This window comes from Rothia sp. HMSC075F09, from assembly GCF_001810515.1.
Lineage (GTDB): Bacteria > Actinomycetota > Actinomycetes > Actinomycetales > Micrococcaceae > Rothia.
Window position 1 is genome coordinate 165,359 of record NZ_KV801798.1, and the last position, 20,542, is coordinate 185,900.

At 57.1% G+C, this 20,542-nt stretch carries 15 protein-coding genes; 4 read left to right on the plus strand and 11 right to left on the minus strand.

What is annotated here, in order from left to right; translation table 11 throughout:
• The first annotated feature begins 87 nt into the window (after positions 1–87).
• The 4 genes from pth to HMPREF2749_RS08160 all read left to right on the plus strand — a co-directional run bounded on the left by pth (position 88) and on the right by HMPREF2749_RS08160 (position 3,738).
• Positions 88–675 (plus strand): aminoacyl-tRNA hydrolase, encoded by a 588-nt coding sequence (gene pth, locus HMPREF2749_RS08145; RefSeq protein ID WP_012904011.1) that lies wholly within the window; start codon positions 88–90, stop codon positions 673–675.
• Between the two features lie 203 nt (positions 676–878).
• Complete coding sequence (locus tag HMPREF2749_RS08150) at positions 879–2,177, plus strand: aminotransferase class V-fold PLP-dependent enzyme (protein WP_049341601.1); 1,299 nt, start codon at positions 879–881, stop codon at positions 2,175–2,177.
• 66 nt (positions 2,178–2,243) lie between these two features.
• Entirely contained in the window at positions 2,244–2,714 is a 471-nt protein-coding gene (sufU, locus tag HMPREF2749_RS08155) for a Fe-S cluster assembly sulfur transfer protein SufU (protein WP_005506960.1), read from the plus strand.
• A 526-nt stretch (positions 2,715–3,240) separates the two neighbouring features.
• Positions 3,241–3,738, plus strand: a complete 498-nt coding sequence (locus HMPREF2749_RS08160) for an FAD synthase family protein (protein ID WP_012904009.1) — start codon at positions 3,241–3,243, stop codon at positions 3,736–3,738.
• A 145-nt stretch (positions 3,739–3,883) separates the two neighbouring features.
• On the opposite strand, the gene HMPREF2749_RS08165 is transcribed toward HMPREF2749_RS08160, so the two are convergent.
• The 11 genes from HMPREF2749_RS08165 to HMPREF2749_RS08215 form a co-directional block, all read right to left on the minus strand.
• A complete protein-coding gene (locus HMPREF2749_RS08165; protein WP_012904008.1) occupies positions 3,884–4,381 on the minus strand; it encodes a DUF2505 domain-containing protein in 498 nt (165 codons plus the stop codon).
• 250 nt (positions 4,382–4,631) lie between these two features.
• A complete protein-coding gene (locus tag HMPREF2749_RS08170; RefSeq protein ID WP_012904007.1) occupies positions 4,632–5,342 on the minus strand; it encodes a glycosyltransferase in 711 nt (236 codons plus the stop codon).
• A gap of 277 nt (positions 5,343–5,619) precedes the next feature.
• Positions 5,620–6,102: a PssD/Cps14F family polysaccharide biosynthesis glycosyltransferase gene (gene pssD, locus HMPREF2749_RS08175; protein ID WP_049327955.1), complete on the minus strand. Its 483-nt coding sequence runs from the start codon at positions 6,100–6,102 to the stop codon at positions 5,620–5,622.
• Positions 6,103–6,308: 206 nt separating this feature from the next.
• Complete coding sequence (locus HMPREF2749_RS09430; protein ID WP_049341605.1) at positions 6,309–7,541, minus strand: Wzz/FepE/Etk N-terminal domain-containing protein; 1,233 nt, start codon at positions 7,539–7,541, stop codon at positions 6,309–6,311.
• A gap of 66 nt (positions 7,542–7,607) precedes the next feature.
• Complete coding sequence (locus HMPREF2749_RS09435) at positions 7,608–9,614, minus strand: lipopolysaccharide biosynthesis protein (RefSeq protein ID WP_070594037.1); 2,007 nt, start codon at positions 9,612–9,614, stop codon at positions 7,608–7,610.
• Positions 9,611–10,966 carry an O-antigen ligase family protein gene (locus HMPREF2749_RS08190; RefSeq protein WP_049350001.1) on the minus strand — a complete coding sequence of 452 codons (1,356 nt, stop codon included), beginning with the start codon at positions 10,964–10,966 and terminating at the stop codon, positions 9,611–9,613. The genes HMPREF2749_RS09435 and HMPREF2749_RS08190 overlap by 4 nt, the downstream gene beginning before the upstream one ends.
• A gap of 17 nt (positions 10,967–10,983) precedes the next feature.
• The gene (locus tag HMPREF2749_RS08195; RefSeq protein WP_049341609.1) at positions 10,984–11,934 is read right to left on the minus strand and encodes a glycosyltransferase family 2 protein; all 951 of its coding nucleotides are present in this window, start codon (positions 11,932–11,934) and stop codon (positions 10,984–10,986) included.
• 11 nt (positions 11,935–11,945) lie between these two features.
• Positions 11,946–12,734, minus strand: coding sequence for a CDP-alcohol phosphatidyltransferase family protein (locus HMPREF2749_RS08200; RefSeq protein WP_049350000.1), 789 nt, complete (start codon positions 12,732–12,734; stop codon positions 11,946–11,948).
• Positions 12,735–13,212: 478 nt separating this feature from the next.
• A complete protein-coding gene (locus HMPREF2749_RS08205; RefSeq protein ID WP_070594039.1) occupies positions 13,213–16,728 on the minus strand; it encodes a fibrinogen-like YCDxxxxGGGW domain-containing protein in 3,516 nt (1,171 codons plus the stop codon).
• Positions 16,729–16,848: 120 nt separating this feature from the next.
• Positions 16,849–17,721, minus strand: coding sequence for a hypothetical protein (locus HMPREF2749_RS08210; protein ID WP_070594041.1), 873 nt, complete (start codon positions 17,719–17,721; stop codon positions 16,849–16,851).
• Between the two features lie 344 nt (positions 17,722–18,065).
• Positions 18,066–20,534: a fibrinogen-like YCDxxxxGGGW domain-containing protein gene (locus HMPREF2749_RS08215; RefSeq protein ID WP_070594043.1), complete on the minus strand. Its 2,469-nt coding sequence runs from the start codon at positions 20,532–20,534 to the stop codon at positions 18,066–18,068.
• Between the last annotated feature and the right edge of the window lie 8 nt (positions 20,535–20,542).

Genomic DNA, 20,542 nt, shown 5'->3' on the forward strand with positions numbered 1-20,542 from the left:
TGAGGTGGTAGCGGGCCATACTCATAGAATGGTGTAGTCCATGAATTTTCTAAAAACCTTTTACAGCGCCGTGGAAAGGGCGAAGATATGTCTGATGCGTGGCTCATTGTTGGTCTGGGGAACCCGGGCCCGGAGTACGAGAAAACCCGCCATAACATCGGCCAGATGGTGGTTGATGAACTGGCGCGTGAAGTAGGCGGTGGCTTCAAGAAGCACGGACGCGCGCGCGCCCAGGTGCTGGAAGGACGTTTGGGTATAGGCGGACCCAAGGTAGTGCTGGCCAAGCCCCTGACCTATATGAACACCTCGGGCGGCCCGGTATCGGCTCTAGCCCAGTTCTACGATATTAACCCCGACCGTATCATCGCGGTGCACGATGAACTGGATATCCCCTTCGACACCATTAAGCTCAAGATTGGTGGGGGAGAGGGCGGCCATAACGGTCTGCGCGATATCACCAAGGCGCTGGGCACCAAGGACTACTACCGTGTTCGCACCGGCATCGGTCGTCCTCCCGGACGCATGGACACCGCAGACTTCGTGCTCAAGCCCTTCAGTAGCACTGAAGCGAAGGACCTGCCCTTCCTCATCTCAAACGCAGCGGATGCAACCATGATGCTCGTAAAGGAAGGCCTGCTGGCAACCCAGCAGCGCTACCACGGCGCAGGTTCCTAGCCGTATGACCCGTGCCGGGTAAACACTGAACTGGGTCAACACTGAACTGGGGTAATGCATGATGCGGGCCGATGTGTGAACTAGGCTCTACCTAACTATGCAAGAGCCCGGTGAGGGAATAAGCTAGAAAAGAATGACGTTATACGCTCCACGACGGGAAAACACCCGACCGTGGAGCGTATGAGCGAGAGAAGAAGGTACCCGTGGCTGAATACTCCACCCCCGCCAACACCCCGCTGAGCGACGACATTGTACGCCAGCTTCGTAAGGATTTTCCTATCCTCAACACTGAGGTTAACGGGCATCCTCTGGTCTACCTGGATTCGGGGGCGACCAGCCAGAAACCCCTTCAGGTGCTCGACGCAGAACGCGACTTCTACCTGCACGCTAACTCTGCCGTACACCGTGGCGCACACACCCTCGCGGTTGAGGCAACCGACCTGTTTGAGGACGCGCGCATCACCGTCGCCAACTTCGTGGGCGCTACCGACGAAGAGCTAGTGTGGACCTCCAACGCAACCGAGGCGCTGAACCTGATTGCCTACTCCATTGGTAACGCCTCGCAGGGTATCGGCGGTCCCGCCGCCGAGCGTTTTGCGCTGGGCCCCGGCGATGAAATCGTCACCACCGAGATTGAGCACCACGCGAACCTCATCCCCTGGCAGATCCTTGCTCAGCGTACCGGCGCGATCCTGCGCCACATCCCCTCCACCGAGGACGGTCAGCTCGACTACGCTGCTGCCGAGGGCATCATCAACGAGAAGACCCGCATCGTGGCGTTCACCCACGTCTCGAATGTGACCGGCGCGATTACCGATGTGCCCCGCATGGTCGCCATGGCTCGTAAGCACGGCGCTCTCGTTGTGCTGGATGCCTGCCAGTCCGTGCCGCACATGCCCGTAGACTTCCACGCCCTGGACGTCGACTTTGCGGCGTTCTCCGGCCACAAGATGCTGGCTCCCACCGGCATTGGCGCCCTCTACGGTCGTGCCGAACTGCTTGAGGCCCTGCCCCCCTTCCTGACCGGTGGCTCCATGATTACCCGCGTGGGTCTGCAGGATGCCGAATACATGCCCGCCCCCATCAAGTTTGAAGCGGGTACCCAGCGCGTCTCGCAGGCAGTCGCCTTCGCCGCCGCCGTGCGTTACCTGCAGCACCTGGGCATGGAGAACGTTGAGGCATGGGAGCACGAACTGGGCGCTCGCCTGGTTGAGGGTGTTCAGAAGATTGAGGGCGTGCGCCTGCTCGGCCCCGCCGACCCCTCCAAGCGTGCCGGCCTGGTAGCCCTCGCCATTGAGGGTGTGCACCCGCACGACGTGGGCCAGCTGCTCGACACCCAGGGTATCGCTGTGCGCGTGGGCCACCACTGCGCCCAGCCGCTACACCGCTGCGCCGGTGTGACCGCCTCGACCCGTGCATCCACCTACATCTACAACACCACCGAAGATGTGGACGCTTTCCTGAAGGCACTTGCCGAGGTGCGCCCCTACTTCGGGTTCTAAACGTAGACGCGTTAGAAGCTAACGCCTCAATTTTTCAGACAGACCAACTGACGGAAGAAGAACACCGTGTCTCTTGAATCCCTGTACCAGGAAATCATTCTGGAGCATTCCAAGCAGCGTAGCGGCGAGCACCTCGTAGAGGTACCCGCCGGCCACGCAAGCGCCGATAACCACCAGTACAACCCCACCTGCGGTGACGAAATCAACCTGCGCGTGGTGCTCTCTGACGAGCTGAAGGATGGCGAGAAGACCATCGAGTCGATCTCTTGGGAAGGCGACGGTTGCTCCATTTCGATGGCTGCCGCTTCCGTGCTCTCTGAAATGGCTCCCGGCATGACCACCTCCGAGCTGCAGAGCCACGTGGATGCGTTCCGCGAGATGCTGCGTTCGCGCGGTAAGGTGACTCTGGACGAAGAGGAGTACGGCGATATGGCGGCTTTCTCCGGCGTTTCGAAGTTCATGGCGCGCGTGAAGTGCGCAATGCTCTCGTGGGTTGCTGTTGAAGAAGCCACTAAGGAAGCGGCAGCCAAGAACTAACTCTTCGCTGAGAATGTAGTGGAAACGGCGGGGGAGTAGCTAGTATTTGAACGCCAATCGAAAATACCGAATGGAACCATCGACAATATATTGCATTTATGTGTAATATTTTTTGATGAACTTTTAGCGGTAAGCACCGAACGAGACCCGAGCTGAGAATCTACCCCCTGCCCTTTCTTGATATAAGTTTTCTTTGATTTAAATCAATAGGATGAAAATATGAGGCGGATACTACACCGTATCCGCCTCATATTTATATCTTTTCCTTTTTCCTTCAAAAAGGTGACTGGTAAAATAAAAGGACGAAGGGCGCCCAACCAGCACCCTCGAGAAACTCTTTTCGGACCCGCACGTTCTAAGGCAACAGCGCGAAGAAATAGGGCAATATAAGAAAATATTTTCTCAATATTGCACATTCTTCGTTTCATCTCATGCTCTCACCCTAGACCGCGGATACGTTTCTCACCCTCCGGTACTTCAACCACACCGGAATAACCATCGCCGCTACCAACCACAAGGAAGCCCTATGATTATTGGCTACGCCGCAGGCGCCTACGACCTTTTCCACTACGGCCACCTCGAGATTCTCCGCAAGGCTAAGGAAAACTGCGACTACCTCATTGCCGGCGTCGTGCACGATGACGTTCTGGAAGTGACCAAGGGTCGTCGCCCCGTCATCCCCATCGAAGAGCGTGCCGCCATCGTCAGCCACATCGACTACGTGGACGAAGTGCACGTTGAAACCAACCCCGACAAGCTCGAAACCTGGAAGCAGAAGCCCTTCAACGTCTTCTTCAAGGGCGACGACTGGAAGGGCACCGAAAAGGGCAATGCCCTGGAAGCACGCTTCGCAGAGGTCGGCGTGGAAGTACACTACTTCCCCTACACCGAGCACACCTCCAGCACCAAGCTGCGCAAGGTCGTTGACCTACTCGAAGCAGAGCACGACCTGCGCGTAGAGATGCGCCGCTTTGCTGAGCTGCTTGGCGAACGCGAATACTCCGAGGCGACCGTCGCCTCCTAACGCTCCTACCCCTTCATAGGTGCGTTAGAGCTCATAAGACTCATAAAGACACAAAGAGGATCCCCGCCGTAAGTACTTACGGCGGGGATTCTCTGCATATTGGCGGTATATCAGCTACACCTCAAAGGTGAGCGTCTCATAAGCTTTAGCGCTGTGCCAGCCACTTCTCAGCGGAGGAGCCCAGAACCTTCAGCACGCGGCCAACCTGCGGCTCAGCAGCGGCTGCAATCTTCTTGCCCACCAGTGGGATGGAGCAGGAGACTTCACCGTTGACGTCCAGGCGGGTCTGCTCGCCCTCGGGGGTCAGCTTCTGAGTAGCCTGAGCGGACACGGGCACGCCGTTGACCTTGACCTCGGTAGAAACGGTGCGGGATCCGTCAGCAGCCGGTGCGCTTACGGTGTCCATCTGGGTCATAGCAACGCCGTTGCCGACGAACTTACGAGCGATGTCCGGCACGCGCTCAGCGGGTACGGTACGCTCGGTGGTTGCGGTGAACTCGGCGGAGGTGTCACCGGAAACGGAGAAGCTACCGAACTCCACGCCAACCTCGGAGCATACGAAGCGTGCGAAATCCTCGCTAGAGAACGCCTCGATAACCTGTTCAACGCTTGCGTTGATAACGGTCGATTCCTGAACTGCCATAATTGTTCCTTTCGTAGTGCGCGAAAACCCCGCGCATTATCCCTTACTAAGGATACGGTGCGCGGGGTTTCGCAACCAATGTAAAGACGCGAATCCACCTGAGAATATGCCGTGAACAAGGGAAAACATCCACAGCCTCTCACAGGGTGGTTGGAGGATTCGCATGCCGGTCTAAAAATGTGGGAAGCGCCCGGCCGGGCACCTCCCACACCGCATCACGAGGATGCTGAGCTTAGAAAGCAAGAAAACCTTAGGCGCTGGGAGCCATCGCGTCGATGCGAGCCATCTCAGCCTTACCCGCACGGTGCGCGCGAGCAGCCTGCTTCAGGCGGCCCCAGAAGGAATCCTTACGGTGGGTCTTGCCGGCGAGCAGGTCCTGCAGTTCCTCACCCAGCTGAGCTGCGGAAATCTCCGGGGTGGAGACGTAAGGCTCAGCGGTGCGGAACAGGGAGGGGTTCGCCAGGGCAAGATCGAGCTTAGCGAAGAGATCTTCGCGGCTCTCAACGACAACAGCGTGGCCGCGCTTCTCCATCAGAGCGGTGAAGGGGACCTGGTGGTTGTCAACGACCTCATTGAACTCTGCGCGGCGCGGAACAGCCAGGGGCAGAGCGCCGGTGCGGCGTGCATCCTGGATGGAGCCGGGGCCGCCCTGAACCAGTACTACGCGTGCGGTTGCGTAGTAGTCCAAAAGCTCGGAGGCGGGAAGAAGCTTAAGGTTGTCTGCGTGCTTAATGGGCGCAGTGTGGCCATGCTGCACGAGGCAGGTGACCTCGGGGTGAGCCTCAAGATAAGCCTCAACCCAACGCAGAAGACGATCAAAAGTGTGAACGTCGGTGCCGAGGGACACCACCAAATCGTAAGTCTTAGTAGGAATACGAACGGGCGCGACGGCAGGGGTAAATACGGGCAGGTCGAACTTGGAAGTATCAACGCTGACGTGGGGGAAGTCCTGAATAGACATAGCCTATTCCTCTCTATGTATTTATCGGTAGTAACCCCGTATACCTGACGCAAAAATCCGGAGGGCATCATTGGTATACGCGGCGGCGTCGTGCCGGAGAAAATGGTGAGTAATCTCCGCATACGCTTCTCTGGCGAGTGGTTAGTTCGCTTGGATGGTGAGTCCACAGTGGAGCGCACGACTTATGCGTATCTGTATGTATTAATAAATACTATACCCTGAAAATAACGCCCTCAGCACACGCGAGGACGCTATTTTCAGGATAAATTCATCACTCTTAGAAAATGGGATGAATCACACGAGAATCAGGGAAATTCTCCTGCTGTTCCTCGCTCTGAACAATAATTCGATCAGCAAAGGTGTACAGCATCTTGCCGGTCATCGTCGGCAGAGTCGGGCGATCAAAACACTCAATATAAAGAGTCTTTACTCCAAAGAGTTTAGCCGCCACAAAGAAAGGAACGGCAACACCGGCGCCGGCAGAAACAACCGCATCCGGACGTTCCTTCGGAAAAATACGAAATGCCAAGAACAGATTACGAATAGCGTTCTTAATATTTCGGGTGGTCGGGTAATACGCCCAATAGGTCTTCTCATCAGCCAGAGAAGATTCAACATCGGGCTGCTTAAAGCTAACCCACACGCGGTCATAATCCTGCCACGCAGCAGAAGTAGCCGTCAGATGCTTCAAGTGTCCGCCACTGCTAGAAACCAGCAGAAGCTTCTTCTTCGGTGCCTGAGAGGAAGTTGCCTCAGTCATAGTGTTCTCCTAAAGCCCCAATACAAGAGAAAAATAAGAAGAGAAGATAAAGGTGAGCTGACGGGCCCGGCGGCACCTGCATCAACAGACCTATCACAATAGATCCGCCTCAGCAGGTACCACCGCACCCTACGCTCAAGGACGAAGGACGAACCCGCACAGAGGCGAGGCATCCATCAACAGAACCCCGAGTACTCGCGGTCTGATTACTCGCGATCCAGGAACACAGCCAGAGCGTTCACGCCCTCAAGCTGATCCAGCTGAGCGAAAAGCTCACGAACCTGCTGCAGAGAAGTAGCCGCAGTCACCGGAACCAGAGCCACGCCGCCAGCCTGGACGAAACGCAGCTGAGTCGACAGGGGAGTAGCGGTGCTCAGGCTAATCACCAGAGGAGTCTCGCTCTTCTCAACCAGCGACTCGGGAGTGTGGCGGGTCAGCGCGTCACGGACCGAAGCGTAATCGGTGAAACGTGCGTACTCGGTGGGCAGAACACGCTGCAGCATCTGGTATAGGTGCTCAACACCGCGGTCAGTACCGGGCAGAATCACAATGCCGGAAGCGCCAGCGCTCTTCACGTCGCCGTCGGGAGCACCAATGGTGCGCAGCAGCATGAACGCGTCATTCGCCTCAGAAGTGGAACCCAGCTCGTGAACCGGGATACCAGCATCTTCCAGACGATCAGCGTAACCAACGTGACGCATAGTGCGGTCACGACCGTACGCCAGCACAGCACCAATCAGCAGACCGGCAACAGCACCAACAATACCCATCTTCACCGGGCCAAGAGCCGAGGAAGAAGAAGGAACCTGAGCCTCGCTCATCACGCGACCACCGGTGGTGGAAGTCAGCTGAATCTGAGCGCGACGGTCCTGCAACTGAGAGAGCAGACCCGCACGGTTGTTATCACCCTCGAGGGCCGAAATCTGCTCATCAATCTGGTGCAGAGCAGAATCAACGCTGCTCTTCAGCGACTCGGAACGAACCTGCAGGTATGCGTTCGCCATAGCGTTAGCGTAACGTGCAGCCTCCGTACCGTTGGGGCGGGTCACCTCAATATCCAGAACAGCAGTCTGGGAGGTGCCGGTCACCTTGACGGAGTTCATCAAGCGGCTGGTCAGCTGAGCCTCAGAGAGGGTATCGCCATTAGCAATCAGAGACTTTGCCGCGTTCTGTGCAACCTCGCGAGAGGATGCAACGCGAGACTCGGTCGCAATATCCACCTTCGCGGAGTTAGCGCTACCGGTACCGGCGGGATCAACCACCAGCGGGTAAACAACCAGCGAAGCCTTAGAAGTGTACTTGCTATTGGTCATGTAGCCGTAGACGGCACCCGCCACAGCGAAAACCACAACCGACAGCAGAATCAGCAGACGGTGTCGGAAAATGCGACGTACCTGGTTGCCAAGGGTAACCGAGGAGGTATGAGAGGTGTTATCCATGAGGACATCCTAGAGGAAGAGAAACGGACACTAAATATCGGAGAAAAACGTAGAAGAAGCGGAAGGCTAAGACTTCGCGCGGCGGGCGGAAAGGAAACGCTCAATACCGAGAGCCTTACGGAAGCGGTACAGTACCGCACCGTACACCGGAACGAGCAGCACCACGTACACGATGACGCCCAGCACGCTCTGACCCAAGAAAGCCAAAGACGCCAGAGCGCACACCGTCGGAACAGCCGCACCCAAGAAGAGTGACGGAGCCATCTCGCGAACCGAAGCGCGAATACCAACGAGGCGGAATACCTGGTAGCTCGCCAGGAAGGTGTCAATCAGCAGAGCAGACGCCCACGCCGTCACCGCACCGTACAAGCCCCAAACCGGAACCAAGGTGAAGTTCAAGGTCACAGCCACCACCAGCGAGGAGAGTTTGTTCAACAGCTGCCAGCGGCTCTTACCGCTCATCAGCAGAACGGACTGCACGCCACCGGCGCTCATCGACAGCATCGCCGCCGGGCAAATCACCCAGAGAATACCGGCGCCAGCCTCAAAGCCCTTACCGAAGAAATGCAACAGCACCGGACCAAAGAACGCCAGGGAGAGGTAGAACGGCCACGACAGAGCAGTCAACACGCGAGTGGTCGACAAGAAAATCTCTCGAGCACGATCTAGCTGACGGGTAGCCAACGCCGCACTAATCGACGGTCCGGTCACCACGCGTCCGGTGTGCTCAATCATGGTGCCCACACGAACACAACGGTTCACAGCACCATAGATACCACCGGCAGCGGCACCCAAGAACGCCGTCACCACCAGCACGTCAATCCACTCCAGGATGGTTTCCACAATGGTAGCGACACCGCGTGCAGAGCTGAAACCCCAGAACGAACGGAACGTCTCAGGCGGAGAATCCTCAGAAGAAAGAACCTCCACATGCTCCTCGGAAGGGAACGCCCGCTCCAAAAGCCACAGGGCAACCACCGCAGTAATCGCCACCGGGATGGTCCAGGCGTACACCAAATCCATGAGCTGACCCGAGAACAGAACAACCAAACCCACCGCCGCAAAACGCAGAGTGGGAAGCAGAACATTCTGCAGGAGCGTAAAGGTCACCACACGATGCAGGCCACGCAGAGCGCCGAAGAACACCGTCATCAGCGCCGCTATCAGCACGAAAGCCGAACTGACACGCATCGCCGCCTGATACTGGGGAGCCATCGGCACAATCCCGGTGTAGATGTACACACCCGCCACCAGAAGCACCGAAGTCACCAGCGAAGGAATCAGACCGTAACGGATCAGCTGCGGAAGCACACCGTAACGACCCAGCGCACGCTGAGCACTCATCGTACGAACCAAGCCCGTATCCGCGCCGAAAGTCACCAGCGAAATCGCAATCGCGAACAACGCCATCAGACGGAAAAACTCGCCCGAACCCTCAGCACCAATACCGTTCGACACCACCATCGTGGTCACGAACGCGATACCCGCGCCGTACATCACGCACAGAGAAGCAAGAGAGCCGCTCTTTGCCAGGCTGGGCTGCTTAGCCTTTCCGGGAGCTTTCTTAACCGGCACGCTCTTCGCGGATGCGCTATCTGCCTGAGCACCTGACGCGGAAGGCTTAGCCTTCTCATTCGGAGTCTTTTCTTCCTGCGCCTTTTCTACAGACTCAGCAGTAGCCGAGGCAACCCGCCGGGAACCGGACAGATGAGCACCCACTACAGCGGTAGCGTTTGCCGCTGAGGAACCAGCAGTCGAAGTACCTGACTCCGAAGAACCCGCCTCCAAAGAATCGGGCAGTAACTCTTCGGAAGCAAAGCCTCGAGCCGGAGGCACAATCGACAGCGCCGTGGTCGCAGGAAAACGACCGGAACGGATATCGTCCACCGTCGGAGCAAACTCATCGGCAGAAGACTCAGCCAGCGATTCGCCCTGCTCCACTACCGGCTCGATGTACTCGCCGCTCTCACGCAGACGCGCACGGCGGCTAGGATGACCACCCGTCGAATACGCATCCTCGAAAGATGAAACCGCAGAAGTATCTAAACCACGAGGGGACTGATTCTTCGTCATAGCCCCTCACCATCCCGAATGGAACGAATGCACGCCATCGATGCGAGCATCAGAATGGTCATCTGAGCAATATCGAAGCTGTAGAAAATAAAGACGACGCAGCACGCGACCGGCACGCTATGCAGCCAGTACCCGGAGGTGGTCTTCACTCGTGCGCCGCCTGCTACAGTGCACACCATGAAGAGCGCGAACAGCGCCAGACCCACGAAGCCGAAGCAGAACATCAGAGTCCACAGGTACCCCTGGGTACCCATTGACACGCCAATGCTCGGTTCCATACGCGGAGTGCCGTAACCAATAATCGGGGACTCCAAGGTCGCCTTCCAGGTGGCGCGGTAGAGCGCCGCACGGCCACCGGTGGAGTCAGAGTAGTCCTGACGACCCAGAATGTTATCCACGGTGCCCGACGCAAAGAGCGCCACAACCACAGCCGTAATCGCCGCAACACCCGTACCCACAGCACGCCAATTAGCCGCAAGGAACTGACGCAGCAGTACGTACGCTGCGCTGATACCTAGACCAATGAACATGCCGCGGTTACTGGTCGCAATCGCAGGCACAGTAGAAAGCGCCATACCAATCAGCAACGCAATACGCAGCCAGATGGAATGCAGGCGAAGCAAGCACGCCAGCATCACCGGGGTGAGCAGAGTGTACGCCAGACCCCAACTATTCGCGTAGGGGAACGGCGCGGAGGGGCGAATATACGCCTCGGGAGCGCCCCACGGGCGCTGAACCTCAGCCAGGGGAGGAAGCATGTAGTCACGCACCAGCGGATTCTGCATAAAACCAGAAGGCATGATGAAGCTCATCGGGGTACGCAGACGGAACTCAGGGAAGAGAACGCCGCCGTAACCCAGGACAATGAGGGTCACCCACAGGGTCGCCAGACCGCCCAGCAGCCTATTGATGCTAATAGAGGATCGCGCGTTGTAGTAGTACAGGGCGTAAATACCTGCACTGAGAATATTCACAAAGCGCAGACCCCAACCAATAATGTCGGTGGAACGGGTCAGCGCAAGCGCCGCAACAACAACCCACACGCAGAACGCGCCCCACACCCACAGGGAACCGGGCACACGCACATTACCTCGAATAATGAGGTAAAAAAGCATGATCGCTGCCAGTACCAGCGGTGCAATCTGAAGCACACCCAAAGCCCACAGCGCCGGGAAGCCGTACAGCAATGCCAGCAGAGGCCAGGCCGGGAGCTTCTTCTGCGCCGTAGACAACGGGCGGATGCGTGCGCGGGCACGCAGAATACCGCTGGGCGGAGTACTATCCGATCCGGCGGAATCCTTCAGCCCCGTAGGCGAAGTGCCCGGAGAGGAAAGAACGGAAGAGGAAACCATGTCTGTGCGATACCTGGTTAGAGACCTCGACCGGTCTTCTGGACGAGATCAAGAAGAGTGGCGGGCTTAATAAGACCGGTGGACACAACATACGCCGCCCAAGCACGAAGCTGCATGGGGTCGCGGCGCAGAGCCGCGCGAGCGTACGCGCGCGCCTCCTTGTTGTTGCCCAGCGACGCCTGAGCGTACGCAATCTGACCGGCGATACGTGCCAGACCCTTGGGATCCTGCTCGAATTCAGGGAACTTACGCAGAATGTAGCTCAGACCGTCAACCATGGACTGCCACTTGCCGGAGAAGAAGGAAGGGCGGTCCCAGAGCACCAGAATCAGCGGTTCGGGCACGCTCAGTACATCGCCGTGACGGGTTGCACGCAGCAGCAGGTCGTAGTCTTCACCGTAGGCGGCGGGCAGTTCCTCATCGACCAGGCCGATGCGGGCGGGCTTACCGTCAACGCCGAGCAGATCCTCGCGGGAGTACAGCATGGCGGAGGGGTGAATTTCGGTAATGCGCGAACGCAGGAAGTCAGCGAAGGTTGCGCGCTCGGGCGCCAGGCGCACGATATCCTGACCACCGGAGCGGACGGTAATACCCGAAGAGATAGCGGTTGCTTCGGGGTTTTCGCGCCAGAGAGCGACCTGCTGGGTGAGCTTGGAAGGCATCCAGTAGTCGTCATCATCGCAGAAGCCAATCATCTCGCCGCTGGAGGCGATGATGCCGCTGTTGCGGCCGCCAGCCAGACCGCCGGAGCGGGTGTTGGAGACAATCTTCAGGGCACGGTTTTCGCCGACCTCAATGTCCTCGAGGCGGTCGGGCTCAACACGGTCAAAGACAACAACAACTTCAACGAAACCGCGGTAGCTCTGCTCAAGGATGGAGCGGACAGCCACGCGCAGCAGTTCGGGGCGCTTGCCGTTGGTTGCGATAACGGCGGAAACAGCAGGGGTGCGAGAGGTGAAGTGCATCATTGGGATTCTCCTTACTCAGCGGGGGTCGCGAGGCTAACGTATTTGCGACGCATGGACAGCAGGACGGTTGCGGCGTTAGCCAGCAGAAGCAGCGCATAGACGATGACGAATACCGGGCCGAAGCCAAGGAAAATGTAAATCCAGCAGAGGGTGCCAGCGTCCATGTGCAGGTTGATGAAGGAGCGCAGGGGGCCACCGGTCGGGGGAGCGGCGGTCTTGCGGTTATTGCGCAGCTGCTCAGCAAGAATCTGGCTCATGAAGTGACCTGCGGTCAGCGCGGTGAAAATCATCGGCATCGCAATGATCCAGCCGTTGAATGCGCTGGAGCCGGTAAAGGAGTAGTGCGCCGGGTACAGCAGGAAGGAGAGCAGGGTTGCCATGTGCACGGAAGGCACGCGGATGGAGTCGACCACGTGGTCGAGCCACTCACCGGCGGGGGAGGACGCGCCGGTCACGCGAGCAACCTGGCCGTCAGCGGAGTCCAGACCGTAACCGAGCGCGAAAAGCAGGGCAACGCAGATACCTACACCAACGCTGGGCGGGCAGGTAATCAGAACGATGATGCCTGCCGCGGAACATGCAGCGGAAATTGCGGTGACGCCGTTGGGGGTGATGCCCAGCGCAACAGCTGCCGCAGCGAAGTAGCGTGCTACTCGGCGGTTGACCCAGCGGGTGTAGGCGGGAACGCCGACGCCGGGCTTCTGCGCTGCCTCAAGGGAGCGCAGGGTGTGGGAAAACTTCGCAGAAAATCCCGATGCGGGTGCGGAGTTCGGGGCGTGAGGTGCCTCAGAGGTGGACATGCACATTCCTTTTTAATCGGTGAGAGGAGTGAAGGAGAGTGAATTACTCTCTTTCGGGGTGGTTGCGAGAAAGTCCGGAAGTCTCGCACGCGAAAAAAGAGGTGGTTGGTCCCTTTTTTCACGTACACCACTATATAGATATTTTACAACGAGATGAAGTGCAACAGGGGGCGTGTGGTCAGGGTCAACAATTGTGTCGTAAAAACCCTCTGACAATGCGCTTTGGTGCAGATTTGCGGGATCCTTCGGGTAGGCTTGGTGTGCTGTTAGAGGGGGTTATCGGCGCTTTGTTCTCGTGAATTGTGGATTTAGAAAACATTTCTGAACATTGTGCAGAGAGGCGCATGACAGAAGCACAAATAATGGGAATAAATGATGCAAAAAACACGGAAAAGTGGGGAATATACGCAAATGGGGTTTGATTTCCTGAATCATTCAGAAAATCAAACCCCATTTAGCTGAGATTGTCTAGAAGGTATTAGTTCCTTCGGGACTGCATCGGAACGCGGGTTCCGACTCCGTTATTGACGATGCGTCGCTCGCCCGGGCCGGCTGCCGCGTTGTTCGCGTTGTCGACCACGGGCTGCTCAGCCTCGTGTGCGGCGGGAGCATCCGCCTCCTTGTCGCCTTCCTTCTCGGCGGGCTGCTCAGCAACCGGTGCCTTGGAGGTAGCCTGCAAATCGAAGCTCACATTCGGGCGAACGTTACGTCGGCTAATGCCCGGGTGAACCTCAACAGCGATGAGGTTCTCACCAGCCTTCAGCTGAGAAGCCGGAACGGTGAAGGTCACCGGAGTCTTCTGAGCCGTAGCGGTATCAATCGAGCTCGATGCAATCGCGCTATTCCACAGCTTTCCACGGGTGTCGAAGTTGGAACGACCAACCTCTTTACCGTTGACACCCACCGCAATAGCGTCATCCGCGTAGGTGGTCAGCACCAGATCGCGGCTCGCCTGCTCACGAGTGAGCTGGATGGTGGTGTAGGCGTAGATATTGGGGCGGGTACGCACAAGCGGAACATTAACGGAGGTGTTAAGGTTACCGGAGCCGACACCAATCGGGGTCTTGCCGGTCTGCCATGCTTCCTGCGCGATATCTTCCAGGCTGAAGTGGAAGTTGTACTTCCAACCGTACTTACGGTTGGGAGCCTTGCTGGAGACCATGTACTTCCACTCGGACGCGTAGGGCAGAACAATCTGGTCCTTAGCGGCCTCGTCCTTCTGATCGTCCTTAGGAGTTTCTTCCTTCGGATCGGCAGGCTTCGGGTTCTCTTCCTTCGGTACCTCAGTAGTCGCTTCTGCACTCGGGGTAGCGCTTGCCGAAGCACTGGGGTCAGCGCTCGCGGTCGGGTCAGCACTTGCCGTGGGGTCTGCAGTAGCAGTCGGGTCAGCGGTAGGCGTTGCGGTCGCGGTCTCCGTGGGGGTAGGAGTCGGTCGCACCGGAGCTACCTGGACCGGAGTGGACGCAGAGTAGTTATCCGAGCTATCCACAGCGTGCACAAAGTAACGTGCGTTATCGGTGTGGTCAATCTCGAACTTCGTACCCGAAGTGCTAGCAATGACGCGGTCATCACGCAGAATCTGGTAGCGGACACTACCGGTATCCTGTACAGCATCCCAGGTCAGAACGTCCTTATCGTCCTTCAGCTCAACCTGCAGGTTCTGCGGGGTAGCCGGAGGAGTCACATCGCGGGCCTCAAAGCGCGCAAAACCGACGGTATCCTGAGTACCGTGAACACCCAGCGAACGGTGAATATCGCCGCCAACCCACAGGGTGCCCTTCGAATCCACGAAAGACTCCCAGATACCGAATCCGTGGTCACCCTTAATAGCAGGGGAGAACTCCGGCAGCATCTTACCGCTGTCCTTATCGAAAGCAGCAACCAGCTTGACCGAGTGAATCACGCTCGAACCGCCCACGGGGGTCCGCTTGTTACGCGAATCCTGGTAGAGGAAGTCGCCGCAGTGGCAGGCGCCGTAGATGGTGTTACCGTGCAGGTGCAGATCCTGGAAGTCTCCACCATCGCGGGTAATCGCGGTGTAGGTGGGGGTCAAGGACGCCTTATCGTAACGAGAGATGAGGTGCTCAGTACCGCCCACCCAGACGCCGGTACCGGCATCCTGGACGTCGAACTGGAAACCCCAAATTTTGGTTTCATTACGCAGGTCAGAGACATTAGCGCCAGCAGGAATCTCAGACTGCTGGTACGCCCACGGGCTGCCCTTCTGCATATGCTGAGTAATATCAGCCACGCGGTAGGCAAGGCCACCGTTGAGCCAGGTGAAGTAACCGGCTACGTAAACATGAGAGTTATCAGCGGAGGCGCTAATACCGTTGACAGTACCGTTGAACACCTGGCGCCAGTTACGGTCTATACTCACAATACCGGGCACACCGTTAGAAGGCTCGCCCAACTTAAAACGGGCAATATTGCGCGAATACGCCTCACCCGCCTTTTCACTTTCATAAATGTGGGTAAAGGTGCCGCCAATATACACGTAGTCACCCTGACGGTGAATGGTCTTCACCGTCATGACCTCGGTACGAATGCGATCTTCGACTTTAACCTGGGCCCATTCAGGGGCAACTTCACCGGTTGTGGCGTCAACAACGACGAAGCTCTCATGCTTCTCACCGTTAACAAGCTTGAAGTTACCGCCAACAGCCAAACGGTTATTCGGCAGAGCCTCAACAGCCTTCACCTGACCGTCAACAGTCAGCTTAAAATCGCGGCGCAACTCGCCGGTCACCGGGTCAAAAGCAGCAATATTAGATTGCGCAACACGCTCACCGGTAGAGGACTCAAGGTACTCGAAGTCGCCACCAATAAACACGCTGGAGGTGCCGTTACCGTGATCGACCTCGGTAATGGCCTCAACGTAGGTGTTCATTTCGCCGGTTTTACCGGAGGCGGTCCTGGCGCTGGTTCGCCAGCGCCAATCCGCCGAACGGCTATTGGGCAGGGCACGACGAGCGCTCGCCGGGGTACCGGAATCCGGGATAGCGCCCAGGTTCAAATCATTCTGGGTCAGCTTCGGGCGCAGGAACATCTGGGTGTAACCGAAAGAGGCCTCACCGTTGCTTTCCTTACCGTAGATGTAGGAGTTCCGCGCATCGGTGATTGCCGGCTCAGAGCCATCCTGCGAAATGGGAGAGTTTGCACCGTAACGGAAACCCATACGGTAATCCTGGGACGCCAACTCATCAAACATCAAAGTCTTGAAGCCGTTGTTCTGTCCACGCAGAATGTGGTCTTCCCACGTGCCATCAGGCCAGTCCCTGCGGCCATTTTCATTGTAGGAAGAGAACTCGTCAGGGTTCGTGACGATCGCATTAGACCAGACAGCGTTCGAACGCAGAGCCCAGGTCCACTCGGAGGTCTGACGGCGGTCAACCGTCGCCTCCTGCCACTTGGTGCCCGAGGTGTTCAGCGCGCGACGGAAACGGTAACCATCGGGCAACTGATCGGGGCGGGTGCCGTTGAGCAACTGCGAAATGGTGGTACCCGAAAGCTGAATCGGGGTCTTCGCGGCGGGCAGGGAGCTCAGAGCTTTGCCCTGTTCAAGAGTCATACCGGAAGATGCGGGTGCGGCATCGCTGTAGAGCTGCGAAGTGTCACCCTGACCTTCATAGTTTTCAGTCCAGCCGTCGCGGCCCTCACCAATCTTGACCCAGCCGCCACCATCAGTTTCCTGATCGCAGTAGAACTGAGTCGGCTGACTCATCGAAGGAGTGTACAGCCAATAGGCGCCGCTCTTTGCCTCGGGGTTAGCCTGCTTGGCTTCCCAACAGCTAGCGGCAGCACGCTCGGAGGTCGTGCCATTGTAGAAAGCAGAGTCCCTTTTTTCCGCAGTCTGTTCGACAGCGGTACTCGGCGTAATAGCGGGGATAGCTACGGGCAAAGCCAACGCCGTAGCAATGCTCAAGCAAAGAGTTGAGCGAGTTATAGCAGAACGTGAAAAGCCAGAGCCCGTCATGCCAAGGTGGGCTTTCATAATATCTCCAAATGAATGCCAAGAAATGTTATCGAGTGCGCATCAACATTAATGCGCTATGGATGATAATGCGCGGGTTCCAGCGAATCATAGCTGGAAACCGGCATCTTTAATTAGACCCTAACAATCAGGATTGTTCGGGAAATCATGGGTCGCAATCTTCCACTGACCATCGACCTGAACGAGGGTGTAAATATTGAGTGAACGCTTCGGAGAATTGTCATCCTTAACGGGCTGATTATTCTCGTCATAGATCTTCACAGAGGAAGAATCCATGCATACTTCCAGCATGCGCGCGGGCTGACCCTTGTACTGGGTTTCAGTCATACGGGGAGTGCCCACGACAGTGGAAGAACCTTCATAGTGCCAGCCAGCCAGTGCGTACTCGGAAGCCTGCACGGCAAACTCAGCGGCAGCGGAATCAACAGCCACGGCCTCGATGGAGCGAATCGTCTCATCATCGAGAACAGCGCGGGCCCGCTCAACGTTCTGTTGCTCAGCCTCTTCGTCGCTGGTCGGATCAGCGGCACGCTCAGGCGAAGCCTCAGCAGAGGGGGCTGCCTTCACCTTGGTCAGAATGGTCTCAAAAGAGTTAACCAGTTCGGTAGTCTTCTTAACTTCTTCAGCGTCAACAGGTACGGAAGAAGCGTTCCTCATCTCTTCAGCGCCAGTGTAAATCTCTTCAAGCTTCTGGCCGTCAGAAGAGGTCGCCTCACTCTTTGCCCCATCCTTTGCCTCAGCCGAAGCCCCAGAGGAAGCATTGGCGGATGCTTCTGCGGTGCCCTGCTCAGAAACCTGGGGGGAAGCGCTCGAAGACTTGTTTGAGGAAGCATGCGCCGACGCGGAAACGCTCGCGGACGCAGAAGCAGGCGAAGAGCTATCGGAGCTCGGGTTTTCAGTAGCGCAAGCGCTCAGGACCAGGGTGGATACCGCAACGGTACCCAAGGTGCCCAGAAGGCGGGACCGGGAGGGGTACTTGAAGAACACTGACATGGAAGCCTCTTTAGTGGTTGGAGTGAGAATGACTATATTCCGGAAGATAATACCTCGCACGAAGGTAAGGCACCTAAAGGCTAACACGCAAAGCTGGGAAAATACTTAGACCCGCAAAAATAACGTTTTTATAAATGATGAGAATAAGCCCTAACTAATGCTCTATTTTGACTCGATTAGAAGGTAAGTATATATCTCTGCATGAAAAAACCTTCATGTAAATGAATGAAATAGATTCACTATGTGCAAAAAAATCCCGGGCTGGTTTAAAACCAGCCCGGGAGAATAGGGCGAACATCACTAAAATTATTTGTCATAAAAGTGAATATCGCCCTGATGAGGGGTTATGCCGCCTGAGCAGCCTCGGTACTTGCCGAATAGTTATCCGCAGTATCTACCGCACGCACATAGTAGCGGGCGCCGTCGCGGTGATCCACCGAATAGCTCGTGCCCGTAACCGTCGCAATAGGACGATCATCGCGCAGAACCTGATACTTCACCCTATGCTCGGAAATACCCGACCAGGTCAGCTGATCCTTGGAGCCGTTCGTCGTAACCTTCAGGTTGCTCGGGGGAGCCGGAGGCGTTACATCGCGAGGTGCATAACGTGCGAAACCAACGGTCTGCTGCACGCCGTTAGCACCCAGCGACTTACGGATATCGCCACCAACCCACAGAGTGCCGGTGGAATCCACGAAGGACTCCCACACACCGTAGCCATACGCGCCGTTCATAATCGGTGCGAACTCCGGCAGCATCTTGCCGCTGTCCTTATCGAACGCAGCTACCAGGCGAATGGTCTGAGCATTAGTCGCGTTCTCCCACTCCGAATAGACAGTGTCTGCGCCCTGGAAGAGGAAATCGCCGCAGTGGCACGCACCGTAAATAGTGTTGCCGCTCAGGTGCAGATCCTGGAAATCGCCACCCTCACGAGTAATCGCACTGTCCGTGCGGCGCATCGAGCTTTTCTCGTAACGGGTAATCATATGCTCGGTGCCACCCACCCAGACGGAGGAACCAGCATCCTGAACATCGAACTGGAAGCCCCACATCCTGCGCTCGTTTTTCAAATCCCAGGTTTGGGCATTCTTGGGGGTATACGAAGGACGGTGGTGCCAAGCTACCGGGTTCGTGCTACTGCCTTGCATATGAGCGAGACGGAACGCCTCCTGGTTATTCAGCTGGGTGAAGTAACCAGCGACGTACACATCGGCATTGCCCTCAGAAGCGCTCACGCCGTTAACTGTGCCATTAAAGACCGGACGCCAGTTCCAGTCCACCTCACCGTTGCTCAACTTAATGCGAGCCAGGTTCCTCGCATACGCGTAGGTGGGGGAGGTCTGGCCCTTCAAGTGAGTGAAGGAACCACCAATGTACAGGTAGCCATCACGCACGTGCAGGGTCTTAATCTGTACCGGTACGGAAGCAATGCGGCTAACCACGCGGATATCCCAGTCCTTAGCAACCTGACCGGTCTGCGGATCCAGAATTACAAAACCGTTGTAGTACTCGCCGTTCACCTGGTCGAAAGAACCACCCACAGCAAGCAGGCCGTTCGGCAGAGCCTCAACCGACTTCACCTGACCGTTAATCTTCGGGCGGAAGGAACGGCGCAGCTCGCCGGTACCCACCTCGTAACCAGCCAAGAAAGCCTGCTCAACCTTCTCGCCGCTTGCCGACTCAACATACGCGAAATCGCCACCGGTAAAGACAGCGCCACCGACCTCGGTGATCGCCTCAACCTGGGTGTTCATCTCGCCGTTCTTACCGGTTCCGGTATCAGCGCTGGTACGCCACTTCCACTTCTCGGAGTAGCTATTGGGTAGCGCGCGGCGGTTACTTGCCGCAGCGCCCTGCTGGCCATAATCATGCAGACCCTTAGCCACCAAATCGTTCTGAGTCACCTTCGGGCGCAAGAACATCTGAGTAAATACCAGGGGAGTGGTCGAATCATCCGCCGGGCGGTAAATATACGCCGAAGGACGGTTCATCAGGTAGGTCTCGGTCCACCATGTAATCTTGGCGTTGCGACCGTAGGTGAAGCCCAACTTGTAGCCCTGCGATGCCTTCTCTTCGAAGTTCAGGGAACGGAAGTCATCAGAATCATGGGTGAAGATGTTACCAGCCACCTGACCACGGTTGGCGTAGTCATAACGGTTACTGTACTGCCAGGTGTTTTTGACCGAAATATTTGACCAGAACATCTTCGAACGCAAAGTCCAAGTCCATTCGGTACTGGAATCACGGTGAGCCTTAAAATCCTGCCAGGTAGTGCCCTCAACGTTCATCGCGCGATGGAAACGCACGCCATCGGGCAAATCCTGCGGACGGGTACCGTTCAGTAGCGCGTTCACGGTCACGCCGGAGAGCTGCACCGCATCAAAGCCGGTCGGGTTCTTATACAGCTGATCGGCATTACCGCGACCGTAGTAGTTCTCAGTCCAGCTCTCACGACCGCGGCCAATCATAACCCAGCCGCCGCCATCAGTTTCCTGATCGCAATAGAACTGCTCAGGAGCACTCATCGCAGGGGTGTACAGCCAGTACGCGCCGCTCTTGCCACGCGGATTATTCTGCTTAACCTCCCAGCAGCTCGCAGCCGCGCGCTCGCTCGACGAACCGTCATAGTAGCGTGCATCAGCAGCCTGCGCGCCCGAAGCAATCGGACCCAAAGAAGCCGCAACCATCGCAAAAGAAGCAGCCGCCGCACCCAAAGCACGGGACCCGGAGCGAGAAGCTACGCGAGAGCCCTCAGAAGCGGAGGAAGCAGCACCCTGCGCGCGCCCTCCACGCGTGAACGGAAGAAAATTCATTTGTCTCT